Raw genomic sequence first — 20,866 nt, 5'->3', positions numbered from 1 at the left:
TATTCTGCATGTCATTGAACTGAGTTACTTAGATATATACCTACATTCTGACTGCCCAGCACCATCTTCTGCTGTAATTTCTTCTTTTTGTAATAATTCCGTTAGATAGTTCTGTGCTGCTCCATTACCTTGCGCTGCGGCTGTACAATACCACTTCGCCGCCGCTAGATAGTCGACGGTGACACCATCCCCGCTGGCGTAAGCATTTCCCAAATTTGCTTGCGCTTCCACGTCGCCTTTGGCCGCTGCGTTCAACCACCAATCAACTGCCTTTTGTTTATCGACCTGTATTCCTTCACCTGTACTATACATAACGCCCAGAACGGATTGAGCATATGCGTTACCATTCTGAGCAGCCTTGTTGAGCCACACAAACGCCTTGGACTTATCAACCAAAACACCGTCACCTTTGCGATACATAATCCCCAATGCTGTTTGTGCATTGGGTTCTGCAGATGCAGCTGCCATCTCAAACCAATGTAATGCAGTTACTTTATCGACCGCGACGCCCTCGCCATCTCGGTACATGAAACCCAGTGCTGATTGCGCGAGCACAACCTGTTTTTCAGCAGCCCTTGTCAGCAACTCAACCGCCCGGACCTTGCTTTGCTGGACTCCATCGCCTTCACGATACATCAGACCCAAAGAGGCCTCAGCGGCGGGATCTCCCTGATCAGCAGCCCTGTGCAGCCACATCGCGGCAGTTGATTTGTTTAGGGTGACACCTTCACCTGCGTAGTACATCAATCCTAGGGCTCGCTGTATTGATGGCTCCCCCTGCTCGGCAGCCATTGAATACCATTTTACTGCCTGACGCTTGTCAACCGCGACCACCTCTCCATTCCGAAAGGCCGTACCTATGACCCCTTGAGCATAGGCGTTGCCGGCTTCGGCTGCTCGCAAGTACCATTTGAACGCCTGGGTTTTATCTGCGATCGTGCCCTGTCCATTATAATACATACCGCCAATTTTAATTTGTGATTCAATATCTCCAGACTCAGCAAGCGGTAGAAGAATATTTAAAGCTTCGACAAAAGCGCCCCTATCAATTGCATCTTGTGCTTTGTATGCATTCGAGGCAAAGCTGCACAAAGGCCACAAAGCGACAAATCCAACAAACAAAAAACATCTCAGACTACGCATATCCCGTACCTCGACCGTGCATTGGAACTTAATCTTCAGAAAATCGAAAAAGTAATGTACTTTCGGTAATCGGATGGCGCCGTTACTGTCGAATGAAGACTTTACGTTGCTTTGACAGAAGATATAACTTGATTTTGATTTTGGCGAATGCAATTTTCTTGTTCCGCAATGATAGTCATTACGGTATTAGATAGTATTCATGTGAATGTTAAATTGCCGAACTCTCAACGAAATAGCATGCATCCATAAGTTGGAAGGCAATAGCCTTTTGGCTTGTTGCGTTTCTCGCGAGTTTCCTGCGGGTAGTTTTTTGCATTCGAACGATAAGGCTTATATCCTAAATCGTCAGCCTAGTTCGGCCACTCTGGGTGAATACGTGGGCTAAACAAGTACGCTGTATAGGCCCTTACAAATGAGGCAAACTAGTCTTCCCTAACGTCGAGAGCGGCAAACAGATCCAGGGTGCCGTGACAGTTGGTTTGGATTCTTTTATAGAGAATTTCGAATTGGTGAGAAGATCGACATCGTTGCCCGTCCCCATAGTTGCACGCGTCTTTTTCCGGATCACTTTAATAAATGAAGCCTTCTTAGAGTGTCTGTACAAAACCGGTAGTTATAAGAAAATGTTCCTTTGAAAATGTCGATAAGAGCCGATTTTCAATGGAATTCGATTGGTTCCAAAACATCTACAATCGTCAAAATTTGTGGTGGAAATTTTCCATGCACAAGTCCTAGTACTGCTTGTGAAATCCCTGAGAGCACACTCATTGAACTCACGTGTTGTTCAATCCTTATCAGATCTCTTGTTAGCAAGGCCCGGATGCGCCTTGAGAAAATCGGCAATGCTATTCTGAACCAGGTGAACCGAGACCTGCAGTCCCTCAAGTGACCAAGCCAATGCCCATAACGCTGAGTAAAGTATGGGGGGGGCGTTAATACCGTTGGCGTGGGCTATAATTCGAATCTCATCTCCTTCACATGGCCCCTTGCGCACTTCGGCAAGATAGATAGATCGACCGAGAAAATTGGGGTGAGCAAGTTCGCATAGGACTTCATAATGATACCTGATCGGGTCGTTTTTACTGGCTTTCGCAATCCTCTCAATTGAGGTCAGTATATTTCTCGATCTATAAATATCATCCGACGATGACATCCTAGAACCATAAACGGATTTTAGGAGCAGTGTCTCTAAGCTTTCACTTTCCACAAGTTGCGTCTCGAAATCGATCTGTTTGAGGCTGTCCAGTGTTGGCGCAAAGGTTCTTGCATCGTCAACGAATTGAATGGCACTTTCAAACGCGGATCGTACCAATATGCTCATTGGAATGTAGTTATCTTGCTCTAGAGCTCGGAAGGCTGACTGAGCAATCTCTATCATTCGCCACAGAGACATCACAGTGTGGGCTTCAATGATGGCGAGTGAGTCGCGCCAGTACAGCGCATTTAAATCAATAGTGGTCGCGTTCCGGCGGTGCAGTTCCTCGGCTTCTGCGCGGAAAGCTTCGGCAGTCTTGAATCGCCAATGATATTGATCCGGAAAAGCATCCGCAAGAGCGTTCACGCCATCAATAGCCGCGGGAATTCGCTCAATCCTCTTGTCACCGATTTGGGAAAGTTGGTCTTTGAGTTCTTGAGCTAATTCGATCCTTGATTGTCCAGATTTCAATCCAATGACTCCATAGGAACTTTCGCAAGATGCCTAGTCAGATCTGGCGATACATTATGACGCGACTGTTTAGGCTGTAGAACATAATCGAAGTCACTGACACTCCTTAGTATAAACCACAAAGCCAAGTTTTGAGCCTGTAGAAACAACACGCTGTCATGAAAACTGCGAACACGTGTATCGGCCTTGTAGCCTTGCAGGCGACACAACGTGCCTGAAAGCAGAGCGGCGTAGCCCAATCATGCCCTACCCCTAGTTGCGGGACTTGTTCGGCGCTCTAGCAAACTGACGGATCCATCCATCTGCTTCATCAACTGCGCTCTTGTTCTCTTTGGAAAGGGCGAAAGCAAGGCAAGATTTGTAATCAGCGTTGCCCTCGGTCATAGGATCGCGTTCGGTCCGACCGGGAACTGATCGACCGCTAAGCGTATTCACAGCCGTAACTTTGAGCGCCCCATCTACGTCCAGGTCGGCTGTGATTTCTAGCACTGCAGTGCCCGTAAGCGTTTCTGAGACCAAATCGAGGTCAATCACACAAAGCAGGTTGCAGTCTCTGGCGTACTCTCCTTCGCCCTGGAAGAAATGCAATGAGGTTTTAGCCGAATTGTGCTGCGTTAATGCGAAGCGTCTGGTGACCCTGTAGGGCAGAGTAAGGTGTCGATCAAAGAGCTTGTGAATTCGGCCATCCGACATCGCGATTCCAATTGAAAACGGTATCGTGTCGAGGAGCAATCCCCGGCGAAGTTCTCCGCTAAGCAGCCCGCCATGGAGAGCGCAGCCCAGCGCGACGGCGTCTTCTCTCCTTGGACCACTTATCGGCTTGCGGGCAAAAAATTCCTCAACACGCCGTTCGATAAACGGTAAATGTGTAGAGCCGCCGACTAAAAATACATTGCCGACATCTTGAAGAGGGAGGCGAGACCAGCTTCCGCCGGGACCATCGCGTCCCGCATGTGCTAGCGCCCGGTCGCATAGATCGAGGGTACGTTGCACGATGTCTTCGCAGATTTCCTCAAGCAGCCCGCGGTTCATGGTGAATGAGGTAGGCGCGCCCAATGCGACCATCTCCGGCGGGATGGCGATCTCGGCCACGTGTTGGCCGCAAAGCTCAATTTTGGCCAATTCACAGGAATCCTTTAGATTGCGCAATGTTGCCCCGGAAAGGCCCTGCGAGGATAACTTGAGCGCTTCGAGCACATACGCCTGAATGCGCAGGTCAATGTCCTCTCCACCTAGGAATGTGTCGCCATCGGTAGATAAAACTTCAAAGACCTCGTCAGAGTAGTCGACGATCGACACGTCAAAAGTCCCTCCTCCGAAGTCGTAGATGACCAGTTTTTGATCTTTTACCGTATCGCCGTGAAACACTGCCGCAGCTGTAGGTTCCGCGATCATGCGCATCACCTCCCAGCCCCCAATCTTCGCAGCCGTTCTGATTGCTGCTCGCTGGGTCTCATTGTAATATGCGGGGATCGCTACCAAGCCCTTGCGAACATCGAAACAGAGGTTTCTTCGTGCGGTTTCGCGAAGTTTCTTGAATATGGCAGCGCATATGTCGATTGGAGAATGAGCCTTACCGTGCACCTCGATCCACGCATCCCCAGCCTCCGACCGAACTATTTTAAACGCTAGGCTGTCTTTAAGATGCTGGATCACAGGATCAGAGTAGGCGCGACCGATCAGCCGCTTGGTCGCGAACACGACACTGCCTTGTTCTCGAACCGCGATCCGTTGCCCCCCTTCTCCAACGACAACACGACCATCAGGGGAAAACGCAACATTACTTGGCATCGTGCCGCGTCCGTGGGCGTCTTCAAGGATAATTGGACGGCCTGCCATCAAGCAGGCGACCCTAGATCCTGTTGTCCCAAAGTCAATACCGACGATTTTTCGATCCGGGGCCAGGGCAAGCTCCTCGGTAATTGTTTCTTCTGAGATATCGGGGCCGTGCCGCTCTGTGTTGGAAAGTGGCAAGCGAACAGCGTCGATTAATTGGCGAATTTTCTCGGGCAGCGCTTGGAGGTCATGCAATATCCTAGCGTTGTCAACGAACCCGTAATGCTTAAAGATGAGGCCGCTGTTGTCTTCAAGACGTCGCCGGATTTCATCCCATCCCCAGACGCGCACCTCAAAAAGGCCGTCTTGCGTGTGCTGTCGGTTCAACTCGGTGACAAAATCCTGAATCGCCGTATCGTTATCGTCCGTGGTGAGAATTGTGTAACATCCTAGAGGTGGCTGAAATCTCTTTGCCTTAGCTACTTCCAAGGCAACGTCTGAAACGGTAAGCCTTTTGGGCGGCCATCTTCTCTTGCCCTTGCACTGGGCGCCCACGATCTTGTTCAGTGACTGGCCAAGGATATCGACACCACGTTGGCTTTGACCATGCCGTCCATAGGCCTGGACGTTGTCGTCTTTCCAAACGAAGGACATGAGGTCCGTGCAAAGAAGCTGGAACTCTTCCCAACTAGAAGGCGGCGGCAGTTGAGACCCGGAAATCGTTGGCATACTTGCATCCATTACGGCCCACGACATTCCGTCATGGCGACAAGGACAATCTTTACAGTCAGAAGGATGGGTGCACTAGTACCTCTCCATCGCCAATCAGACAGATTTTTGACCACCGATATACAAAAACACCATTCTTCTTGGCAGCTAGTCGTAAAACCTTAATTCCACGCGTCTTCCCGACTATAATAAAGCGTTCCGACGGTACCATGATCCGCACTGCCAAAAGGGTGGATGGCGGTGAAGATTTGGGTCGTTGATATCATCAAAGCGAACGTTGTCACCGAAGACAGTTTGATCCTTGGAGACGGCACCCAGATGCCATTGGGTTAGATAGTGGTGCCTGACCAGTACGTTCGCCGTGTTTCACAACATATCCCGGCATGATTATACAAAATATTGCAGGTTCAATCGAGCTATCCGTTACGGATCTGAATGAGCACTCGTGCAGCGCTATTGCGGTTCGCTCGTTGAAAGTCGTGCCCATGAGTCCACGTACTGGCTACAAGCGTGCAAATCGCAAGCGGCGTAGACCATTGTTTCCTACGGATTTGGAGCCCGTCGAGCATCGAGTCGGCGACACGCCAACTCAGTCGACGGTCCGGGCCATCAATCGCTTCGACATTGGTGAATAACGTCTTCAACGCATCTGTCATACGTTGCGCTGTTCGATGCGAAACGGCGAACTGTTCGCAGATTTCATCAAGGCTGATCCCGGTCCGACGCGTGGCGCCCAGCTGGGCCAATCTGATCAAGTCCTGAGACTTGGAGAACGACATGATACAGTTCCTGAACCGCTGAATATGCCAGTTATTGACACCCATACGCATTATGGCCGAACTTGCGATCGGTTGAGATGCAATCCTTGCCGCGGATGTCGTTCGACAAAAGGGGGTGAGAATGCGAATTGAGCATCAGAATACTATATCCGCATCTCTGATGCGGTTCATGGGCTGTACATCTCATCGCGTGAACCGTACGGTTCATCGATCGTTTCCAAATCGGGAGAGCCGGTGGATCCGAATGTTGTACTCTGAGGAGCCAGGTCTGTTAACAAACGAACGCCTGGAAAGTGATGCAATCAAAATTGGCTAGATGGAACACACAGGCTGATCGTTTGTGCAATCTGAGAATACCACTGGGTAGACGTTAAAATATCGCGGGAAATAAATTTTGAACGACGTTCTCTATAACAGGATCTACAACATCTTATCCGGGCGGCAGAGCCGATCGGTGGAGGCAAACGAACTTTACGCGGTGGGCTCTATAATAGGGTCTGTAAGAAACCGTAATGAAGACGTCGGTGCCTTGGTAAAGATACGTCATGGAAGGGCTTCTTCAAACGATTTCACAGTCGCCCTTGTTTGCGACGGGATGGGAGGGATGAGTGACGGGAGAGTAGCAGCGCTCATCGCAGCTAGTAGCTTCCTCTCCGCAATCCTCCGCGTCGATCGCAGTTCAGGAGTTAAGCGTGCAATTAACTTCGCGCTGAATGCTGCGCAGCGCGCCGTTTACGACGAGCTCAGAGGAAATGGTGGCACGACGCTGTCCGCCGTATACTTAGATGCTTCTTCCGAAGCTTGGTTTGTTCATGTCGGAGATTCGCGCATTTATGAGATTCGCGCCGGCATTGAACTTCGCCAGATATCCCGAGACGACACGATCGGCGCTGCTCTTCAAAGGCACCACCAAGAAAACAGGCCGGACAATAATCGCCTGATCCAGTTCGTCGGCCTAGACGGCGAATTGGATCCCCAGCTTCTTCCAATTGAAAAAGCCTCTGTTAACGGCTTCCTACTAACGTCCGATGGCGCGCACAGTCCGTCGTCTGAGATCCTGGCCACAATTGTAAAACATTCAAAGAGTGGTCCCGAGCTAGTCCGCAAATTGCTCAATGTGGCCGATGCCTTGGGCGGCCTTGATAATGCGACCGCGGTCCATATTCCCGTTGCAACGGAGATTAAAAATAGGGACCAATTCGAGCGTTCAGCTCACGATGACCTAGTGGCTTCGATCCTTTGTAGCTCAGGACAGCATGATATTTGGTTTGCACAGCCCCCCTTTAGAGACGCAGTATCTCGTTCGCCCAGTTCGGAGATCCATCGCGAGCGGAATGTGAAACCGTTTGTCGACCTTCCTGAAAAGAACAAATCGCCGAAAAAACCGAAACAATCGAAAGCGAACAAGAAGGACCAGCGATCTGACGAGTTGCCGCTCGGAGTAGATAAGCCGATAGCAAAACTAGACTTTTCGGATGGTGGAGATGGCACACCGTGATCACAATTCCACCTCGATATCAGCCGCACAGCCAGCGAGCGAGCGGTGGCATGTCACATGCCACTGTATGCCTTGATACTCATCTTGACCGAGATGTTCTAATAAAAGAACTTCAGCAAGGCGTGGACCAGCGGAGAATTTTAGATGAGGTGGCGGCCCTCACTTCGATCCGCTCGAAACATGTTGTTCAAATCTATGACGTCATCAAAGATTCGACCGGGGCAGTCATCGGACTGGTCGAAGAGTACATACCAGGTAACGACCTAGTCGATTTTATCCCCATTACCGATGCAAATTTGTTTTTGCGCATAGCCTACGCCATCGCATGCGGTATTTCGGATATCCATACGGCGGGCCGAGTTCATCGCGACATCAAACCGAACAATATAAAGTTCGATCGCGAAGGGTGCCTGAAGATCTTCGACTTCGGGCTTGCTCGGGAGGGTCAGGTTGATGCTGCAACGCAGGGGGCTGTAGGAACACCAGGTTTCATGGCTCCGGAACTTTGGGTCGATGACGATGAAGTAATTGAATTCACCGAAGCAATCGATGTGTATGCTTTTGGCGCGACAATGCTAGCGCTCGCGCTACGGAGATTGCCTCGACCGCTCCGGCAGGTTCCTCCCCAGTTACCCTCTACCGAAGCTGACTTCGCAGCAACCAGTCTTTCCTTGCCCATTGAAATTTCTTCGTCAATGAACGTCTGCATCGCGCAAGACCCGACAAATCGCCCAAGGATGTCAGCAGTCCGCGACGTTATCGGCGAATACCTTCTTCGTGACCAACATCGTGCGACGCTAGTTGTGAACGGCAACGTACACGTTCTTGATTCAGGGCGCCGGGGTGTAACTATCACCCTTCCACATGGAGTGGCCCAACTTCGCTATGATGGTTTGCGGTTCTCGCTTACAACGCAATCCGGAGACGTGTTTGTGAACAATGTACCAGTCGCAGGAACCCTGCGATTGCCGAAGTCATGCGTCGTTACTTTCGGTCAGCCCCATTTGGGAATGAACAGAATCCATGTACCTGTTGACGTCTCTCACCCTGAGGTTGTTCTATGACTATCCATAGCCCGCAGGATCTGATTGGAAATAGATACGAGATCATCGAATACATATCTGAAGGTGGGATGCAGGAAGTCTATGCTGCAACGGACACACTCCTCTCGCGTACCGTCGCTTTGAAAACACCTAAGACCAACTCTGCCCGGAAACGATTTCACCGAAGCGCTGCTACCAGCGCGAGCATCAACCACTCCAATGTGGCTAAAACACTCGACTACATAGAAGAAAACGGCCGATATTATCTGATCGAGGAGCTGATTGAAGGGCTTGATCTTGGACAAGCTCTTCGCGACCATTTGCACCGCTTGGATCCCTATCTTTGTGCGCACGTCCTGCACCATTTAGCAAAAGGGCTGGCGGCTTCGCACCATGCAAACGTCGTACATCGGGATCTTAAACCCAGTAACATTATGATTGCTGGAGGCATGAGCTTTCATGGAGTAAAAATCACTGATTTTGGTATCGCGAAGATGGCGGAGGTGGAACTTGCAGTGGTTGACGGCGGGGACGAAGAGGCCCTGACACAATCCGCGACCGCGCTTGGCGCCCTGCCGTACATGGCACCAGAAATGATCGACTCTTTTACAAACGCGACACGGTCAGCTGATGTATGGTCTATTGGCGCCCTCGCCTTCGAGTTGCTGACAGGTACGAAGCCGTTTGGAACGGGCTACAGAGCGGTTCCTGCTATTCAAGCGGCTATCACTCCTCCACTTCCTCCGGAATTACTTTCTAAACCACAGTTTGCGGAACTGACCCGGAATATTTACGCCATTATTCAGCAATGCCTCCTTAAAGATCCGACAGCACGGCCCACCGCTGATCAGCTGATAAGGCTTTGTGAAGATCTTTGTTATTCCGTAAAAGAACGCCGGATTGGTGTAGTTGGCCACATGCCTTACCAAACTAATGGGTTCATCGGTTCATCTGGTGGACAGGATGTCTTCTTTCACAACGACTCTGTGCCAGTTGGCCGTGTGTCGTCGGGAGACCGGGTGTGGTTTAGCACATTCCCAGGCGTTCCAAGGGAGCGAGCATTCCCTGTCGTTCCTCTGAAGACCGTTAGGCCCCCCAGGCGACCATCAAATTGATTTGGATCTCTCGATCAAGAGAACCGGGCACATACGACGGCAAGTTACATAGGTTTGTTGTGAACTGCAGCGAAATATCACTCTAATTATTACACAACTCTTTGAACTGCCGCGTTTTTTAGTCATACTACCTAAGCGCTAATTTGTGCTGGGGGGAAATTGGGAGCGCCTCAAGAACAAAATCACACTGCTGGACCACAGGCATCAGGATACATCCTGCAGCTTGAGCGCGCCCTATACCATCTGAGCCGTGCCGAACACGACGTAACGGTCGCAGTCGAGCACTTTGATGACGTAACTCAATTAAAAAATGGGCTCCCCGTTATTCAGGAGCAAGACAAGAACAGCGTCCGGATAAACGCGGATCTGCTGGGAGATAGAAGTTCTGCACTCTGGCGAACGCTTCAGATCTGGTTGCATCAATACCGTAATACCGGTTTGTTCTGCGAACGATATCTAATTGTGACGAACAGTTCAGTAAATTCCGGCGTTGCCAAATTGCTAAAGTCATCAAGGGAGGTGGACAGCCCTTCAGTCCAAGACATCGTAGTGATGTTAAAATCTATAGGGAAGCAGCGATCAAAAGCCAAAATCGTTGCTACGATGAATGACGTGCTTTCCGCGAGCGACGCGATCCTTACTGAGCTACTCAGCCGAATTGAGGTAATTGATGGCTTTGTATTGGCCGAGGCTCGCGATGAGATGGTCAATGGGTTCGCAATCCATCCAGGCCTAGACCAGCAGCAGATTTTAGATTTTTTGCTGGGATGGCTAACTCGAATTCTTAAAGAGGCGTGGGACGCGGGCCTACCGGGAATGGTTTCTCGTCAGGCTTGTATTCGACAGTGCCGAGAAATCGAAACCTCGCTTGCACGACAGAGGTTTTTGCCTCGTGCGGCCCGGGATATTGGAATTGCGGAACGTGACCGCAGTCGAGCTCTTGCCCGACCGTTCGCCGAACATCTACGCCGAATTGACGCCGATGACGACGACCTCCTTCAGGCCGTAGAGCATTTCATACAATTTAATGTCGAAAAACATAGATTGAGTGCAGATGGCGATGTGGCGGACCGCGAGTGGCAAGACCGTGGCGACCGCTTGGTTGCACGATGGCGCAACATCATGCGGGTTGAGAAACGAGCCCATCGTGACCTGATGCCAGCAGAAATAGGCCAACGGGTGCTATCAGCCACAACATACTTCCACTGCGAACTGCTCGGAGGCCAAAGCTGCAGCGAACTTTACATGACTTCCGGGCATTATCACCGGCTTGCTGATGACGATGAGGTTTGGTGGCATCCAAACTTTCGAGTGGCTGGAGAACCATAATGCGGTCAAACCATGAGGAATTGGTTCTCAGGAATCCTATGCTGGGCGCCTGCATATTTTGGCAGTTTGCCAAGACTTTCGTTGAGTACGCCGAAGACGAGCCTCCTATTCTCCCGCTCTTCTTTGTTGTGTCCGCGATGATATTTCACCGCCCAACGGTCGACAAGACGTATCGTATGAACTTTGATAGCGGGATCTTGAAGGCTGTCGCAGAACGACCGGATATTATCGCTGGCTTGCAATCTCGGATTGAGGACTTTTCCATTTCGACTCTCCAAGCGCTCCAGCTTGCAACTAGCACAAACCTGATGTCTCGCGAGGTCGGCGCGAAGTTCCCCGCGTTTCGTGCAATTCAGTTCGAGTTACCGAAGCCACTGCGGCGATCAGAAAGCCCGGTGACTGAGATGATTGCAGCCTCAAAGCGGCTCGGCGCATGGTTTGCTACCGAACCGCTGCTGACCATTCAGCGCCACCTCATGATCGAGTTCTGAAATGAAACTATTTATCAAGCAGTTAATAATCTGGCCGTTGGATCCAAATCAGGCTCCAAGGGTTGTAAAATTTGATATCGAGAAGATCAGTGTCGTTAGCGGATGGAGCTCCACGGGTAAGTCATCAACTATCGCGATAATTGACTATGTGCTTGGCGCTAAGCATTGCACGATCCCGGTCGGTGAAATTAGAGACTACGCTTCTTGGTACGGTCTTCTGATCGAGACTGGTGCAGGACTAATGCGTCTCGCTCGAAAGAAGCCTGACGGACGGCAGGTGGACAACGCTTTTTGGCTCCAAGAAGGGCCAGAGGCCACGGGGCCACTGCCAGTATCGCCCGTCGCAACTACGAATGCCGACCGAGTTCGCGCAATGATGGACACGTTGTCCGGCCTGTCTGATTTGCGCCTTGATCCGGAGCAATCGCGTGGCTTTAACGAGCGGGCTTCTTTTAGGGATATGGCTGCATTCAATTTTCTACCGCAGCATATCGTGGCAAATCCGTACACGCTGTTCTTCAAGGCAGACTCTAGTGAACATCGGGAAAAGCTTCGAAACGTGCTGCCCCTTGCCCTAGGAATAATCACCAATGAAGACATTGAACGATCACACAGAATGCAAATTCTCCGCGAAGAGTTGCGCAAGCTCGAGGGCGACTTGAGAGTGCGCCGCAATGGCATCGAGAGCTGGCGAGCGAATGCCACCGGTGCTTTCTTCCGCGCCCAAGAGCTGAGTCTTTTACCACCGGGTGACCCCCCGACCGATTTAAGGGAGATTCTAGAAATACTCCAGAAGATGGTTGGGAATGCCGGCGCGGTGGTGCCTTCTCCTGGCCGCGTTGCGGTATCTGTCGAACGACTTGAGGAAATCCGTAGCCAAGAAAAAGCCTTGGACTCCACGATCTCATCGCAACGCCGGCGGCTTCGTCGCCTTAAAAGCCTACGGCGCTCGGTCACCGACTATGCCGCCGTACTTGAGGACCAGCAGGCCCGCGTCAAAGGTTCAGGATGGTTTTTAGAACACGTCGAGTCTGACGAATGTGTACTGTGTGGTTCGCAAACGCATGGTGCATTAACTCACCTCCAACAGTTGGCAGTGCCGATACGAGAATTGACAGAGTTGTCGGCAGGAACAAAGTCCACATCACCAATGGTGGACAGCGAAATTATTGGAATCCAGCGGAGCCTTCTTGTCGATGAACGAAACATGCTCCAGCTTCGCAGAACACGCGAAGCCTTTGAGGCAACCATCGAAGCAGAGCAAGGTCATGCGCAGAGCTTGGAGGGTGTTTATCGGTTTCTAGGAAACACAGAACAAGCGCTTAAAATTTTGGGCCACGTCGAGGGCGAGGAAGGAATTGTCAAGAAGATTGCAGATATCGAGGCCGAACTTGATGATCTCAAACGGCGCTCTGATGAGAGGGCGCGAAGAGAGAAAGAGGCATCCGTTCGCGGTGTGATCTCTGATTACATTGCGCGGTTCGTAAAGGCGCTCGCCGTCACGGGGGCGACTGGCACACCTCTTCTCGATGAGAAAGAGCTTAATGTTAAGTTCATCCGAGATGGTGCCAACCGGCCAGACTTCCTTTGGGAAATTGGAAGTGGCGAAAATTGGATGGCTTACCATCTTGCCGCTTTGCTTGCTATCCATGGAACCTTCCTGCGGCGGAAAGGGGATAACCCAGTTCCAACGTTCTTGGTGATAGATCAGCCAAGCCAAGTCTATTTTCCGAGCGACACCTTCGAGCAGGTAGTGGAAGGAAAGACGGACACCACGACGGCCGCACAGCGCCGTCCACGCCGCCACCTTGATGATCTTGAAAGTACACGGCGAATCTTTAGTGCCCTATCTCGAGCGCACCGAGCTTTCAAAGGTCGACTCCAAATTATTGTTCTTGATCACGCAGACAAGAAGGCTTGGGGGCAGCACGACAACGTATTCGAAGCCGGAAACTGGCGAGGCGACGAAGATTTTCTAATACCTAAGTCTTGGCTAACATAGCGGCTAAGGATGTTTTTCACGAAAATTTCGACCGATTATAGGTTTGGGGTTTCAGCAGGCTTTAATCTATTTTTTCATTTCACGTTGGGCAATAAATTCCGCTTAGCAGATTGCATTAGCACGTCTGACGTGTGCACTGCGAGTTGCAAAATGAGGTACGCCGAGAATCAAGGGGCGGTTCCGGCTGAGGGCGAAATGACACTCTAAACGCTTTTGTGGGATGATAATCGACGTCCAAAAAATCCCGACTGCGCTCCATATTTGCCCACTCCCGCCACTCACTGTTAACGTCTTTCATCATCTGCCAAACCGAAACCGATTGTCCTTACGATCTCTTCGATCAGGTTCCCAAGCTGGTCGCGTTCCAGGGTTTCGATCATCCCACTTCGCACGTTGATTTCCATTCATACCGAGAACAAGATCCTTGACGGCGGTAAGAATACCCGCCGCGTTCGTGGCTTCTCCCTGCGCCTTCACAAAGCCAGCCCATTAAACAGTGGTGGTCGATGATATATGCACCCAAGGATTTTCAATGGAATCTGCGCGATGGCTTATTGAACAAACGGGTGCAGGGGTTATAAATTTTGGTTGGCTAAAAACACCGGGGGGCAACGATTATCAGCAACATATAAATGTTCGACTTGAAATTACCGATCCATATGTTGCAATTTCGCCTTTAGCCTTCTCGGTGAAAGCACATAGTAATTCAGGCAAGTGTTGAACAGGCATGCAGTTGACCAACTTGCATATGCCTTCACGCACTTTCACGCTTGGCCGGCATAGATTTGCTTTGGACGCACGAAGTTCAGGGACCGAACTTCGACAGGAGGAACTAGACCATGGATGCTCGCTCAGCACAGATAGCCACAATATGCGAGTGTATCGATCATTGCTTTGTTTTCGATGTTTGGTGCAATGATTTTGCACAAGCTATCGATCCAGATGACTTGGTAAATGGCCTGGATAGGGGATTTGATCTGGTTTCTGATGCAACCCGTCTGCAGAGCTTTCTTGCACTACGCAAATTGGACGAGTTCTTTGGAGGAGTAAAAGCTCAAGCAGACGATCTCGTTGCGGTGGAGTTTGATATCGATGTGCCAAGTGTGTTGGAGGGAGCCAACAGTTTCCTATCAAGTGAGGAGCGCACTACTATAAATAAGGGTGTTACTCATTTGACCAATCGCCTTTCTCCTGATCCGGACAGTGAGGTTGATTTAGCCGCAATTGTTAAACGTTCCATCCCTGTGTTTTCCCGTTTGACGTCTGCACTGCGAGCTCAAGATACTGGCAACGAGGCTAGTCAATGGCTGGGCAGCACCGATACCCTAATTAAACGTTACGCCCGATAGGCCCGATGGCATTACTCCGTGATCTTGGACAATCTCGGAAGTATTCAGGAAACGGCCTTGGTAGGCCAACGGTGTACGTCCTATGGTACCTCTCTCACGGACAATTTGTGATACATATCCGGTTGCTATCAATTTGAACGGCGCTCAATGGATCCTTTTAAAGTCCCCACACTTTCTGATTACCTAAGCACGCGAAAGACAAACTTCGCTACACGCCTGCCTCTCGTACATTCCTCAGAGGCTTGGAAAATATGGGGTATACTCCAGGATAAGAAAATAGCGGTCACCAATTGCGACACCTTCACTTCAGAACAGCTCGCATATTTTTTTTGGGTCGCCCTTCCTACCGCAAGGCTTATGCAAGACCTCAGGATTGGCAACTTCCGATTGTGCTCATTTTTAAAAGCACATGCCTTTTGAACGAGAAACGCATTTACCCATTCGACACGGGTGCGTTTCTTCGAGGTTTATATCCAAATTACATTTCAGAATTTGGTCATGAGGGATACAATATCGCGTCGGTATCAAACGCGGCTGATTTGCTGATTGAGACGTTTTTTGGCGACGACACGAGCTATTTCCACGGAGAAGCATACAACGGCGAACAGATTAAACGGCGTGCAAATTTAGACGCCAGACACCATGAAATCCTCGCGCTTTGCGCCCTTTATACTGGACAGGATTGTAACGCTGACGACCGGTCACGCGCCATCGAGTTCCAAACCGAAACGGACGTGCCAATAGATGATCAACTGTTGGGTTGCGTATTGCCTAGGCCGCTGTTCGATGACAGCACGATAAAAGCTGAACTGAAGTCTCGTGGGGTCATCGTAAAGCACTACGACATCTATCCCCTTTCAACCGAAAGCTACATGGCGCTTATCTACAGCGAAGTTAAGGCAATTTATCAGAAAATGGGGGTACTCGATGGACGATGAGTATGAACTCGTTGGTTGCGTGGATTTTGAAACTACCACGTACGCCATCTCGGTTCCGGTCCTGCAAAAGCGAAACTCAAACTACAGTTTTATTCCGAAAACGGACGGCCATTTCATCGTTTTGGATTTCTACGTTCTGGAAGAATCCGGCTACAAGATCCGATATCTACATTCCAAACTGAAGCGACATGTGCGGATCGGCAGTAAAACTCCTGTTCCGATCATCGATGGCGATAACACATTCATATTGGATCCCGAGATCCCTGAACAGGAAATTCGCATAGAGAATCCACTGCTCGGTGAAGCCCCATTGAAAGCATTTATTTCTCTCCGTCAGCGCATGGCTGACGCAGCAATAAACAGGACATCAGCCTTTAACCCGTTTACCACAGAGATAAGTGAGCCCGTCCGTTCCCGCTACTGGGTATCTAAATTCGCAGCGTTGTTGACCTCAGTCCACCAAGATGGCGATCCGGATGCAATCATTTCGAGCACAGCTGACGAGATCCGCAAACAGTGGTTTGAGCGATTTGCCTCGAAGGCAACTTTTCAAATGGTAGACGGACTGCTCAATACCCCGTTTCGCCCGCTGCCACATGATGAGCAGATTCAAATCCTGCTCAACCGTTTTGATGCAATCTTCCAGTTAAAAGGCCTCTACATATCAGGCCAAGATCTTGCCGGATACGAGAAACGCTTTCCAGAAGGCATCATTTCGAAAACCAAACAAATGGAAGATGGACCAGCCTACCGCGCCTGGCGTATGGACGATCAATACTCAAACATTATTCGATCTCAGCTAACTCGTCGATGGCATGCAGAGAACAGCCATCAGAATGGGGACGCGCTTGCAGTCTGGCCAAAACAGGACGTTATGCGGACGTTTCGAGTCATAAGGGTTGTGGCGGCAGACGAAGCTTACCTTAATTCCGCCATTCAACCGCTGGTGGAAATGGTGGACATGGCTGCAGACAAACTGAACGACATCGCGGGATGCATCGATGATCTGAGTATGATGCGTCTCAATGGAAGATCTCAACTGCTGAAAGCACTTGAAAACATTTTTGGCGCAGGGGTAATCAATGCCTTTACCTCTAGTTGGGATGAAGACAAATACAATAACATTATTGACCGCGTTTTGGACTATTACGACAAGGCTTTAATCCTGACACAAGCCACTTCACCTGATTTGCGGAAAATCGAAACCGCTGAAATCGGCGTTAATGGAGTAAATCCAGCCGTCTTCGAGACCATCCGACATGACAGAAGAAAGCTCGCAATAGGTGAGCAGTACAGTCCCTGGACAAGTCGTTTCCTGCGGTTGCTACGGGAGTAAAATGTTCAAGTGTTCCATCGACTGGCGCATCGACCGCTCGATGCTGATATCAGCCACCAGCTCATGATATGACGGCCTGTAACGTTGCTATAATCGATGAGTCTCCTAATCTCGTTCTTTCATCAGTTGAAACCGCACTATCCAAGACTAACATTTCGAGACGACGAAGACGTTATCGGCCTTATGCAGAAGAAACATGGCGATTAGGTCGGATGAACGGCTGATCGGGAAGCACTCCCATTCACGCGCTCGAGCCGGTAATGCTCCTCATCGACCACGCTGGCGATATACTCTTCCAGCGCCGGGAGCAGGCCGGACGGAAGCGGGTTCGATGCGCGGGGATTATGCACGACCACCATGTTCGCTGGCCTATCACTCACTGACCCTTCATCAATATCGGTCGCCCAGATCGCGCTTATAGGCGCGAAGCGGGCGTCAAGGAATGTATCGGCCGGAACGGGCTGTCCAACCCGCTTATGGAGCACATAACGTTGCTGGTGTTTGGGTTGGGAAGATTCCAGTGTATTGCGGTCTATGCTGACTTGGATCGGTCCGACTGCGAGCGTCGCTTCCACGGCAAAGGGAAACTGACTAATCCCTAGCAACTCGCCGGACATTCCGTCGAAACCACGCAGGAGACGCGCATTCACCGCGATGACATAGCAGTCCTCGGTGCCGACAATCCCGTTCGTCAGATAGCCGTTTATCTGTTGGGCCGGATTGCCGAGCAGTACCTCCGCCTTCTGCTTGATGGCAGCAGTCCAGCGCAATAGTATCTGCTCATGAGGAAAATCGCGCACCCCGTTTCCCGCCGGAGCGAGCCACGATTGAGGAACGCCCGCTGGCGTCGGCGTGATGACCTCGACCCAGATCCGTCGCCCCTCATGCTCGATGAGGAAGTCCGGTCCTATAGCCTGATGGGTAAATGCAATACCCGCTTCGCCCAGCCGGTAGCCAAGCAGGACCTCCGAGAGTTGCTGCCAAAAGACGTGGTCATCTACGGAGCACAAACGCTGCTCAGCATTGGCATCGCCCTGCCCTGCCTCAAGAAAAGCCTGAGCGACCTCGATCAATCGCTCGCGCAGTGCCGGCATCCGCCCTCCCGAATGCGGATAACGTTGCTCAAAGGCGGTTCTCAGGCTCATTATTCTACCCCGGCTATTTTCAGTAGCTGTTTTTCTGTCCGTTATCATAATCTAACTATGAAGCGGAGTCGGGAAAAGTGCACCAAATGACTTTAGGCTAGGATTTCGAAGGAAGAGAGGCGTCGAACTGCAGGCGCTAACGCCGCCGCCTCCACTGATCCATCCGTCACTCCCTTCTTGTTTACCACCCCTCATCAGAATGCGATAAAGATCGGACTGTGTCGCGTCGGCCGGCATGGTGTCGGCAGTAGGGGGCATGTTGATATAGGCCGTACCATTCGCCTGTGTCATCGCATGCACGCCGCAGACGCGAATGAGAGCAGATCCCGTCCGGCCAAGTTCCATGAGGTCATTATAGCTTTCCCATTCGCCGCGACGTTCCCAAAGAACGCGCATTTGCGAAACGAGTTCAATTATGGCGGTGGCTATCGTTTTATCCGCGCTCTTCAACTCCGAGGTCATGTCAACCAGCTCCTCTTCAGCTATGCTATCGAGATGCCCGAACAGGTATGACGCGATCCGTAGCAGCTCCCGAAGCGCAGAGCCGACCTCCTGCAACACACGTTCGACATCGCCGTGGATGCGACAGGATCGGATAGAATCACGGCCCTGCTGCGGGAATCTTTCAGCCGGATCCCAAGATTATCTCGATAGCGCTTCGCCTGATTGCGAGCCCAGAGCGCCGAGGCGCGGCACAATCAAGTCGACAAGCCATTGAGATCGTAAGAAAGTAGTCAGGCGACAGGCAGCGAATCGGTCACACATCGGATGGCCTGCAGAAAATCGAGGTCGACCATTGTTACTGAGTCATTTGCGAGAAACTTGTTGCTCTACCGTGCACCACCTGCATGCTAAGGATTGAAGGCCTTTTCAGAAATCGCCCCCGATACCTGGTTTAGCGTTCCAAATTGAAATCGTTATTCCGAAACCAAAGTCGACAGACCCGCGTACCCCGCTTACGATTTTAATTTCACATTCGAACATTTCGTGGACGGCTACGCATTGTTATTACTCAGTATTTTCTTTCATCCCGCATCTAAACCATGCCTCACTTCCTCTCGTCTGACTATAAAATGAAGAATTCCTAGCTTACCGCGAATAGCTCCTCTGTCAATTCTGCAACCGAAGGGCTATCTGTCTCTGTGGTCGTCCAAACGCCCGTTTTCCTTGTATTTCGGGCATTTTGTCGATCGCAGAGACGCTTCCTTTCCTATTATCGGCATTTTCAAACGACCGTTTTCCCAGGACTTTCTATTTTGTACAGACCCATTCGATATGAGATTTTTGAACTAGGTCCACGTACCGGGCGCGCGACTAGATTCACGTAAGGCTTTACAGGGACTGCAATCTTTATGAAGAAAGCGGCAATTCCTTCAACGGATTCCACCACTTTACCCCCATCGTTCCAAAATGCTTTTCGTTAGAGGTTAACACCGTCAGGCCGTTGGCATCCGCGGTAGCCGCAATAGCGATTTCAGCAAAACCAGGTTCATGCGCTCGAGCACGCTCAAGGATTACGCCAGCAGCATAAGCTTCTTGGAGCCAAATGGGAGAACTCTGTTTCCGTACAGGTTCTCGATCAAAGTCACCCAATTACGAAGCCGGCAATGGATGCCTAGATCCGAAGCCGCCGCTCGATCTAACAGGTTTTTCAGACCGCTGCGGAAATCGTTTGCTGGTCAACATTTCATTTTCTCCGCTTGATCTTGTCAGTTAGCTCAATCCACACCGGCGCGTGATCGCTGCTATGGGCCCAGCCGCGCACGTGTTTGTCGACTTCGGCCTTTGCCAATCGTCCTGCAAGATCGGCACTGAGGAGGAAATGGTCGAGTCTCAGGCCCGCGTCGCGTCCATAGGCGTTGCGGAAATAGTCCCAGAACGTATAGATCCGTTCTCCCGGATGCATCTGCCGCAGCGCATCAGTCCAGCCCTGATTGATCAAGTTTTGGTAGGCCTCCCGAACTTCTGTGCGAAACAGGGCGTCGTCCTTCCAGCGCTCCGGTTTATAGACGTCCAGTTCCGTGGGCATGACATTGTAGTCGCCCACCAGCACGACCGGAACCTCAAGTTCCAGGAGCTCTGCGGCATAATCATGCAAACGCCGGAACCAGCGGAGCTTGTAGTCGAATTTCGGGCCGGGATAAGGATTGCCATTGGGAAGATAAAGGCCGCCAATCACAATACCGTCCACGATGGCCTCGATAAACCGGCTCTGCTCATCCTCGGCCTCTCCAGGGAGATCTTTTCGCGTAAGGTGCGGCTGTTTTCCCCGGGCAAGAATGGCGACGCCGTTCCAGGATTTTTGACCGTGCCAAACCGCGCCATAGCCCGAAGCCTCGATAGCCTTGGCGGGAAATCTGGCGTCCGGCGCTTTCAGCTCCTGAAGAACGACAACGTCCGGCTCCGCCTCGCCGAGCCAACGGAGAAGGACATCAAGACGGCCGTTCACGCCGTTGACATTGTAGGTGGCGATTTTCACGTGGATCTATGATCGTTCTGGTTACCCGAGCCAGGCCTGGCGTCGTTT

The 20,866-nt window shown here is 50.9% G+C and carries 16 protein-coding genes; 9 read left to right on the top strand and 7 right to left on the bottom strand.

Going from position 1 to position 20,866, the window contains the following annotated elements; genetic code table 11:
• Positions 1–24: 24 nt before the first annotated feature.
• From V9K92_RS01175 to V9K92_RS01160, 4 genes are all read right to left on the bottom strand, one after another.
• Positions 25–1,143 carry an SEL1-like repeat protein gene (locus tag V9K92_RS01175; RefSeq protein ID WP_337352944.1) on the bottom strand — a complete coding sequence of 373 codons (1,119 nt, stop codon included), beginning with the start codon at positions 1,141–1,143 and terminating at the stop codon, positions 25–27.
• Positions 1,144–1,927: 784 nt separating this feature from the next.
• Positions 1,928–2,809: a hypothetical protein gene (locus V9K92_RS01170; protein WP_337352943.1), complete on the bottom strand. Its 882-nt coding sequence runs from the start codon at positions 2,807–2,809 to the stop codon at positions 1,928–1,930.
• A 252-nt stretch (positions 2,810–3,061) separates the two neighbouring features.
• Positions 3,062–5,314: an Hsp70 family protein gene (locus V9K92_RS01165; protein ID WP_337352942.1), complete on the bottom strand. Its 2,253-nt coding sequence runs from the start codon at positions 5,312–5,314 to the stop codon at positions 3,062–3,064.
• 416 nt (positions 5,315–5,730) lie between these two features.
• Complete coding sequence (locus V9K92_RS01160) at positions 5,731–6,093, bottom strand: HTH domain-containing protein (protein ID WP_337352941.1); 363 nt, start codon at positions 6,091–6,093, stop codon at positions 5,731–5,733.
• A gap of 394 nt (positions 6,094–6,487) precedes the next feature.
• Here V9K92_RS01160 and V9K92_RS01155 point away from each other — a divergent pair, with 394 nt between their 5' ends.
• From V9K92_RS01155 to V9K92_RS01115, 9 genes are all read left to right on the top strand, one after another.
• Positions 6,488–7,591 (top strand): PP2C family protein-serine/threonine phosphatase, encoded by a 1,104-nt coding sequence (locus V9K92_RS01155; protein ID WP_337352940.1) that lies wholly within the window; start codon positions 6,488–6,490, stop codon positions 7,589–7,591.
• Between the two features lie 50 nt (positions 7,592–7,641).
• The gene (locus tag V9K92_RS01150) at positions 7,642–8,655 is read left to right on the top strand and encodes a protein kinase domain-containing protein (protein WP_337352939.1); all 1,014 of its coding nucleotides are present in this window, start codon (positions 7,642–7,644) and stop codon (positions 8,653–8,655) included.
• Positions 8,652–9,749, top strand: coding sequence for a serine/threonine-protein kinase (locus tag V9K92_RS01145; RefSeq protein ID WP_337352938.1), 1,098 nt, complete (start codon positions 8,652–8,654; stop codon positions 9,747–9,749). The genes V9K92_RS01150 and V9K92_RS01145 overlap by 4 nt, the downstream gene beginning before the upstream one ends.
• Positions 9,750–9,908: 159 nt before the next feature.
• Positions 9,909–11,078: an ABC-three component system protein gene (locus V9K92_RS01140; RefSeq protein ID WP_337352937.1), complete on the top strand. Its 1,170-nt coding sequence runs from the start codon at positions 9,909–9,911 to the stop codon at positions 11,076–11,078.
• Positions 11,078–11,569, top strand: coding sequence for a three component ABC system middle component (locus V9K92_RS01135; RefSeq protein WP_337352936.1), 492 nt, complete (start codon positions 11,078–11,080; stop codon positions 11,567–11,569). Before V9K92_RS01140 ends, V9K92_RS01135 begins: the two co-directional genes overlap by 1 nt.
• Position 11,570: 1 nt before the next feature.
• Entirely contained in the window at positions 11,571–13,571 is a 2,001-nt protein-coding gene (locus V9K92_RS01130; RefSeq protein WP_337352935.1) for a DUF3732 domain-containing protein, read from the top strand.
• A gap of 839 nt (positions 13,572–14,410) precedes the next feature.
• Positions 14,411–14,920, top strand: a complete 510-nt coding sequence (locus V9K92_RS01125; protein ID WP_337352934.1) for a hypothetical protein — start codon at positions 14,411–14,413, stop codon at positions 14,918–14,920.
• Positions 14,921–15,336: 416 nt separating this feature from the next.
• The gene (locus V9K92_RS01120) at positions 15,337–15,858 is read left to right on the top strand and encodes a hypothetical protein (protein WP_337352933.1); all 522 of its coding nucleotides are present in this window, start codon (positions 15,337–15,339) and stop codon (positions 15,856–15,858) included.
• Positions 15,848–17,194, top strand: coding sequence for a hypothetical protein (locus V9K92_RS01115; RefSeq protein WP_337352932.1), 1,347 nt, complete (start codon positions 15,848–15,850; stop codon positions 17,192–17,194). Before V9K92_RS01120 ends, V9K92_RS01115 begins: the two co-directional genes overlap by 11 nt.
• A gap of 203 nt (positions 17,195–17,397) precedes the next feature.
• Here the strand turns inward: V9K92_RS01115 and V9K92_RS01110 are convergent, their stop codons facing one another.
• From V9K92_RS01110 to xth, 3 genes are all read right to left on the bottom strand, one after another.
• Positions 17,398–18,339 (bottom strand): hypothetical protein, encoded by a 942-nt coding sequence (locus V9K92_RS01110; protein WP_337352931.1) that lies wholly within the window; start codon positions 18,337–18,339, stop codon positions 17,398–17,400.
• Between the two features lie 51 nt (positions 18,340–18,390).
• Positions 18,391–18,801, bottom strand: coding sequence for a hypothetical protein (locus V9K92_RS01105; protein WP_337352930.1), 411 nt, complete (start codon positions 18,799–18,801; stop codon positions 18,391–18,393).
• A gap of 1,225 nt (positions 18,802–20,026) precedes the next feature.
• Positions 20,027–20,818, bottom strand: a complete 792-nt coding sequence (gene xth, locus V9K92_RS01100) for an exodeoxyribonuclease III (RefSeq protein ID WP_337352929.1) — start codon at positions 20,816–20,818, stop codon at positions 20,027–20,029.
• Between the last annotated feature and the right edge of the window lie 48 nt (positions 20,819–20,866).

The organism is Phyllobacterium sp. CCNWLW109, assembly GCF_037203905.1.
Taxonomy (GTDB): domain Bacteria; phylum Pseudomonadota; class Alphaproteobacteria; order Rhizobiales; family Rhizobiaceae; genus Phyllobacterium; species Phyllobacterium ifriqiyense.
This window is presented reverse-complemented; position numbering and strand designations above follow the sequence as displayed.

What these genes read in the sequence shown, in the direction of transcription:
- V9K92_RS01175 (WP_337352944.1), bottom strand. Translation starts at nt 1,143, where the DNA reads ATGCGTAGTCTGAGATGTTTTTTGTTTGTTGGATTTGTCGCTTTGTGG.
- V9K92_RS01165 (WP_337352942.1), bottom strand. Translation starts at nt 5,314, where the DNA reads ATGCCAACGATTTCCGGGTCTCAACTGCCGCCGCCTTCTAGTTGGGAA.
- V9K92_RS01160 (WP_337352941.1), bottom strand. Translation starts at nt 6,093, where the DNA reads ATGTCGTTCTCCAAGTCTCAGGACTTGATCAGATTGGCCCAGCTGGGC.
- V9K92_RS01150 (WP_337352939.1), top strand. Translation starts at nt 7,642, where the DNA reads ATGTCACATGCCACTGTATGCCTTGATACTCATCTTGACCGAGATGTT.
- V9K92_RS01145 (WP_337352938.1), top strand. Translation starts at nt 8,652, where the DNA reads ATGACTATCCATAGCCCGCAGGATCTGATTGGAAATAGATACGAGATC.
- V9K92_RS01135 (WP_337352936.1), top strand. Translation starts at nt 11,078, where the DNA reads ATGCGGTCAAACCATGAGGAATTGGTTCTCAGGAATCCTATGCTGGGC.
- V9K92_RS01130 (WP_337352935.1), top strand. Translation starts at nt 11,571, where the DNA reads ATGAAACTATTTATCAAGCAGTTAATAATCTGGCCGTTGGATCCAAAT.
- V9K92_RS01125 (WP_337352934.1), top strand. Translation starts at nt 14,411, where the DNA reads ATGGATGCTCGCTCAGCACAGATAGCCACAATATGCGAGTGTATCGAT.
- V9K92_RS01115 (WP_337352932.1), top strand. Translation starts at nt 15,848, where the DNA reads ATGGACGATGAGTATGAACTCGTTGGTTGCGTGGATTTTGAAACTACC.
- V9K92_RS01110 (WP_337352931.1), bottom strand. Translation starts at nt 18,339, where the DNA reads ATGAGCCTGAGAACCGCCTTTGAGCAACGTTATCCGCATTCGGGAGGG.
- V9K92_RS01105 (WP_337352930.1), bottom strand. Translation starts at nt 18,801, where the DNA reads ATGACCTCGGAGTTGAAGAGCGCGGATAAAACGATAGCCACCGCCATA.